5 protein-coding genes and 1 pseudogene are annotated in these 6,212 nt (G+C 41.1%); all 6 read right to left on the reverse strand.

The features are described 5' to 3' along the window. Window positions 1–152: 152 nt before the first annotated feature. Window positions 153–1,511: a thioredoxin-disulfide reductase gene (gene trxB / locus IQ242_RS14015; RefSeq protein ID WP_193960386.1), complete on the reverse strand. Its 1,359-nt coding sequence runs from the start codon at window positions 1,509–1,511 to the stop codon at window positions 153–155. A gap of 95 nt (window positions 1,512–1,606) precedes the next feature. Then, window positions 1,607–2,377 carry an HAD family hydrolase gene (locus IQ242_RS14020; RefSeq protein WP_193960389.1) on the reverse strand — a complete coding sequence of 257 codons (771 nt, stop codon included), beginning with the start codon at window positions 2,375–2,377 and terminating at the stop codon, window positions 1,607–1,609. 203 nt (window positions 2,378–2,580) lie between these two features. Then, entirely contained in the window at window positions 2,581–2,949 is a 369-nt protein-coding gene (locus IQ242_RS14025) for an STAS/SEC14 domain-containing protein (protein ID WP_002780835.1), read from the reverse strand. 240 nt (window positions 2,950–3,189) lie between these two features. After that, window positions 3,190–4,188 (reverse strand): annotated as a pseudogene (locus tag IQ242_RS14030) (AvaI/BsoBI family type II restriction endonuclease). Continuing rightward, on the reverse strand, window positions 4,161–5,573 hold the full coding sequence (locus IQ242_RS14035) for a DNA methyltransferase (RefSeq protein ID WP_193960387.1): 1,413 nt from the start codon (window positions 5,571–5,573) through the stop codon (window positions 4,161–4,163). The pseudogene IQ242_RS14030 and the gene IQ242_RS14035 overlap by 28 nt, the downstream one beginning before the upstream one ends. A gap of 234 nt (window positions 5,574–5,807) precedes the next feature. Continuing rightward, the coding region (locus IQ242_RS14040; RefSeq protein ID WP_193960388.1) for a 6-phosphofructokinase at window positions 5,808–6,212 on the reverse strand (405 nt) is incomplete at its 5' end.

A 6,212-nucleotide genomic window follows, 5' to 3' on the forward strand; every position in this document is an offset into this window, starting at 1 on the left:
ACTGATAACTGATAACTGATAACTGATAACTGATAACTGATAACTGATAACTGATAACTGATAACTGATAACTGATAACTGATAACTGATAACTGATTATTGATAACTGATAACTGATAACTGATAACTGATAACTGATAACTGATAACTGATTATTGATAACTCTCAATTACTTGACGAAAATCGCTTTTTTGTTTGACTCCGCGCATTTCCTTCACTAATTCCCGATCCTTAAAGAATTGTACCGTGGGAGTCCCGGTTACTTGACCCATTTTGGCAATTTCTGGGTCAGTTTCGATGTCAATTTCCACAAAATAAATTTTGCCATCGTACTCATCGACCACTTTATCTAAAATCGGTTTCAGGGTTTTACAGGGGCCACAGGTGGGAGACACATATTTTACCATTAACAAGCGATCGCCATCATGGAATAATTTCCGCAAAGCATAACCCCCAACATGACGAGTTTTGTGAATATCAAAAGTCTCCTCCGTATCGGCCGGGGTTTCGCTAACGGTTTTCGTCTCGTAATGTTCAGAAGTGGCTGATTGACGGTATTCTTGGATTAAATTATGCTCCGATAACCATCTTTCTGCCAATAACGCCGCCATACACCCCGTACCTGCGGCAGTGATGGCCTGACGGTATTCGTGGTCCTGCACGTCTCCTGCGGCAAAAACCCCCTCGACGCTGGTAGCAACAGTCCCCGGTTTGACTTTTACATAACCCACCTCGTCTAATTCTAATTGTCCTTGGAAGAGGGAAGTATTGGGAGTGTGACCGATGGCATAAAATAACCCTCTAACGGCTAATTCACTGATTTCTCCCGTTTGCGAGTTTTTAATGCGTAATCCTGCCATTTTACTGCCTGTACCGAACACATCCACCGCTTGGGTGTGAAAATGAACGGTAACTTTCGGATTATTTAACACCCGGTCCTGCATTGCTTTCGAGGCACGCATCGCTTCCCCGCGAATTAATAAATGGACGTGGGAGCCGTATTTAGTTAAATATACGGCTTCTTCTGCCGCCGAGTCACCGCCACCAATGACAGCCAGGTTTTCCTCTCTAAATATCGGTGTAGCACCGTCACAGATAGCACAAGCGGAAATCCCGTTACTCCAGAATTGGGCCTCGCTGGGTAATCCTAAGCGTTTGGCAGTGGCTCCCGTGGCGATAATAATACTATTGGCCTTCACTTCCCGGTCCGTGGAACGAATGGTAAAAGGACGCTGACTTAAATCCACCGAGATAACATCTTCGGTATAGCATTGGGTCCCCCATCTTTCGGCCTGTTCCTTCATTCTTTCCATGAGCTTCGGACCAGTGATTCCTTCGGGAAAACCGGGGAAATTTTCTACTTCTGTGGTGGTCATCAATTGTCCCCCCGGAATGCCTCCCGCTTGGAAACCCTCAAACATCAAGGGTTTTAAGTTCGCACGCGCCGCATAAATCGCCGCCGTATATCCCGCGGGTCCCGAACCAATAATGACTAAATTCTCGACAGTCATAACCGTAAATGCAACTCATAACGACTACGCTTTTTAGTATAGCAGCATCAGTTGTCAGTTATCAGTTATCAGTGTCATATTCCTCGTCACTGACTCTACCAGTGGGTAAAGTCTGCCGCAAATTGAGATAGGGATAAAAGCTTAATACGGGTATCTTGAGCAACTTTTTGGCGCATTTGAGCCGTATTATATCCCCAATCGGCTAAATATAAGCCCACATCGTTTAAATCTGCTTGTTGCTGTACTAATTCCAACGCATCGAGACGATCCTCGACAAACCACAAATTAGCGGGAGATTCTGGTAAATCAGCTAGTATTTGCTGAATAGTCAGGTATTTTGGCTGTTTAATTTCCTTGCCAATTAATCTCGCTGCCGGAAAATTAATTGCTACTTTTTGTAACAATTGCTTGACAAAACGGCTTTCTTTTGTAGTGATGATATAAACCAAAAAATCCGAGTCTAAAAAAGAGGCCAGGCGATCGATCGCGGGTTGATAAAATTGATGTAAAGCTAACCAAGACTCTAGATCCGACTCAATCCATCGATCCCTAAGACCATCGAGAGCATTAGAGAGAACTTTTTTCGCTATTTTCTCCCTTTCTAGCAGATTTTGAGCAATTGACGGCCAATTATTTAAAGCTTCCTCGTCGGGAATACCGAGAACGAGCGATCGCAACAGTAAAGGCATTTCCCAACCAGTTTCGATAACGGGACGAAGTTGCGAAAACCTCGGGAAAAAATCCTCGGGAATTATTTCTGGCCAAAGGGTTTCATAGGTGCGTTTGCTAATCTGAAAATACTCGATCATGCCATCACAAAGAACACCATCAAAATCGAGTGCTAGAATACGGGGGGATTGACGCATAAATGCTGGTTTAATCTCAATAATGGCAGTATAGCGCAGCGAAAATTCAAAAATTGTCCAAGACATCACGCTATTAGCTATTCTTTGCTTCATCGTTGATATAACATAGCTGTCTCCATTGGTCTAACCGTGTATTAGACACCTCCAAAATTCAGGCTAGATTGAGGTTAATTGCTGGAGATGTCTATTGTACTGTCAGAGAATCAGGAGCCACCCAAGACCCATTGGGTCGCTACCTCAGTTTCCCCCCAAGGGAACTGCCTGACTTCAGCGGCGACAAAGTGGGAAGCCAGACTTTCAATCAGTTTAACCAGAGTGGAATCAGTCACCACTGCAACTTTACTGACGTACTTGTGATGGTCGCGTATCAGCCGGAAATGAGCGACCAAGGCACCAAAACTCTCCCAACCGGTGAAAGTAGGTACTTCGATGATTACGCCAGCAAGGCCACCAGTGGCTTCAATGTGGGGATCCACTGCCTCCGCAATCTTGACAAAATCTTCCGCCGCCAGTGCAGATGTAGGTCGCATATAGAGAATGCTATGCGCGGCATCTAAATTATAATCTATCATAGTTTGCCTCTCCCAAATGGTCGAAGTCTAACTATATGCTATCACAAATAATAGGACCAAGATTGAGGGAAAATTAACAAGCGATCGCAGAGAATAACCACAAAGACACAAAGACACAAAGACACGAAGATTAGGCTGGTTAATTCTTCTTGCCATCTAATCAGAATTGGGTGGTTTATGCGTTGCTAACCAACCCAACTGGACTTTATTTGAGGGGTAATGTTCTAGATGTTAACTAGGTTAAAGATGGCATAGCCAACGCATAATTGAAACCAGTTGATTATCATTGGTTAAGTTAGCGGCATTGGTGAGTTTTTTCGTCTCTAATTGCTGATAAATTTCCCTGGCCATTTTTGTTTCAATAGCAGCGCCGATAAAAAAAGTATAAGGATGCTTAGAGATTTTTCTAAAAGCATCATCAATTCTCTGCAAAGCAGTACGAGCAGTTTTCCAATGTTCATCTGCTCGAGCGGGATCAATCCCACCTTTCAATTCTCCCAAAGCAATGTATAAATCAGCAGATTGTCAGGTTTCTTTTTTGATTTTTTGATTAGCTAATTGCGTCGAATCACATTTTAAAAGGCACAAATCAATATTGTTGTTATTAACAATGGGAACATTGACATTATAAATTATTGTTCTTGGTTGGCTGTTATTTAACCAGCTAACACCTCTAACCAAGATTTCTAGATTAGGTGTCATTTCTTCCGCTGCTCTCCATTGATTATTACTAGAATTGAGCCAATCATAAGCAATTCCTGCTACTCTTAAAGTTGCTAATAGAGAACGAGTAAATTTACTTTGAGCTAAGGAGCCACCCGCGTTTCTCATGATTCCTCCTAAAGTGTCACCCCGAATCAATAGAAATCTATAGACTAACTCCTCGACAAAATTAGTCCCCGCAGGTTCCAGAAAATTGACAATTAATTCTTGAATTGCTTCTACCTTGTCTTGGGGATGTAAATAATTTTTAGCTTTATCAGAAATTCCCGATGCAGTTAATAAAGCCGCTTGAATATCTGGGATGTTTAGTAACTCTCTAGGATTGTTTACGGTTTGGGCAATAATTTTTAAGGTTCTTGCTTCTGCAATTAAAGGAGTAGCTCTCTGATTTTTTTCTAAGGCTAGAGCAATAAATCCTGAACGGATAGCTTCATAGGTAGTCTCCAAATCACAACTTTGGTTTAAATGCAAGAGATAGGGTTTTTCCATTAAGGCTTTCTCCACACATAAATACATTTTCTTAAAGATTCTCTACCATGACATCCCATTTGCTGACTACTATTACCTTTTCCCTGAGGAACTACTAAAATATTTTCTACTTTAAATCCAATTTCTTCGGCAATTTTTGACAAAATTAAATCTACAGAAATACTAGCTCCCGCATAGCGCACGTTATCATTAATCATACAGAAAATACCCGAGGATTTCATAACCCGAAAGCATTCATAAATTAGACAAGACATTTCCAGAAAATACCCTCTAATCATCCGAGGAATACCATGGTTATTTAAGGACTTGCTTGATTTTAATTCCTCTAAATAACCCAGGATACTCTCTAATAATTTTTGACGATCAGTTATGGCAATGGCTGGCGACCAATGTTCATTTATTTTTAGTAACTCTTTGGGTTTATTTTCAACAGTGCAACTAAGCATTTGTTGACGTAATTGTTTTAATTGTAGTTGATCTATTCCCAATAGAGCCAATTCTAAAGCGTAGATACGAGTATAATCATAGCGATTACAATAAGGAGGAGAAGTAATAATAGAATCGTATTTTTCTGAGGAAATCTCTGGCAAAATCTCAAGACAAGAACCTTGATATAGTTGAATTTTTTCCCGAGGATAATCTCTAGAAAAAAGTTCCAATTGTTGCTGACTAGGCTCTAAATCTGCGAGAATTTCTCGTAACTTGCTATGTAGGGCAATTTTAAAGTCTAAAATTTTTCCTTTGTCAAATATATTTTTGCCCTGTTGTTTACCAGAACGATAATCCCAACGGAGGTATTGACCATCTTTTCTAGTATAGCTAATTGATTCGAGAATAGAAAGTAAGGCAAATTTTAAGATCGCTTGCACTCGCTCATTCTCTTGGGCAATCAACCCTAAGTAACTTTCTATACAAGCCTGATTTTCTTGGGGATATGCTCCTTGAGTAATTGGTAATTCTAATAACTTAACTTTGTCATCTACCTGTTGCCAAAGGCTATGGTTAGACCAGTACTCTAGACGATGTATATCATCACTATTTAAGCCATTTTCTAAAATTTGTCTAGTAATAATTAATTCTTGTCCAATCGGCAATAGTTCTATTCCATCTGCTGATAAACCCCTGGCTGCCGCCGCAAACAAAGTTGTTCCGCTGCCGGCGAAAGGGTCTAGTATTTTTCCTTGTTTGATACCATATTTTTCTAGAAGATAAACTATCAGATCAACGGAAAAACCCTCTTTATACTTATACCAGCGATAAACTGGTTGGTTCTTATTACCTTGAAAACTCACTAGAGTACGAGATAATTGCTCAGAATCAAGTAATTTGTCTTGAAAATAATTAAATAATTCTCGATCGAGATTGTTGATTTCTAACAATCTTTCTGCTACATTAACTGAACTATTAATCATTTAGGTTTACCGGCGAAATTGCCGAAAAATAATTATCAGAGTTTATCTTTATTTGATTGGTAATTTTAATCAGTGGGGAAAGGGCGATAATTAAGTAGCTGGTTATAATTAAATTGAAGATAGATTTTAGGTTCGATCCCCCCTTAATCCCCCCTTGATAAGGGGGGAACTGATCGTTTTTAACACCTACCTACTTAAGGGTTAATTCTCGCACCGATTCCCCTAGATTTAATCTCAATCCCCTAGACAAATACCCAAACCCCTGGCGGTTTTGACTAAAGTTTCTTCGAGATCGACGATGCGATAGGTTTTAATCGCCTCCTCAATGGGAACACTGACCACTTGCCGATTTTGCCAGGCCACCATGCGATCGAATTCTCCCCGGGCGATCAGATCCACGGCCGCCACGCCAAAAGCCGCCCCCAGTAGGCGATCCATCGGAGAAGGAATGCCCCCCCGTTGAATGTGGCCCAGGAAAGTCACTCTCGTTTCGGCCCCGGTTTCCCTGGCAACTTCTTCGGCTAAATAGCGACCGATACCCCCGAGACGATCTTCTCCTAGGGCTTCCTTTTGCACTAGGCGATTGCCAGTTTCGGTACGCACAGCCTCGGAGACAATAATCAGAGAAAACTGTTTATC

This window comes from Microcystis sp. LEGE 08355, assembly GCF_015207185.1.
Lineage (GTDB): Bacteria > Cyanobacteriota > Cyanobacteriia > Cyanobacteriales > Microcystaceae > Microcystis > Microcystis panniformis.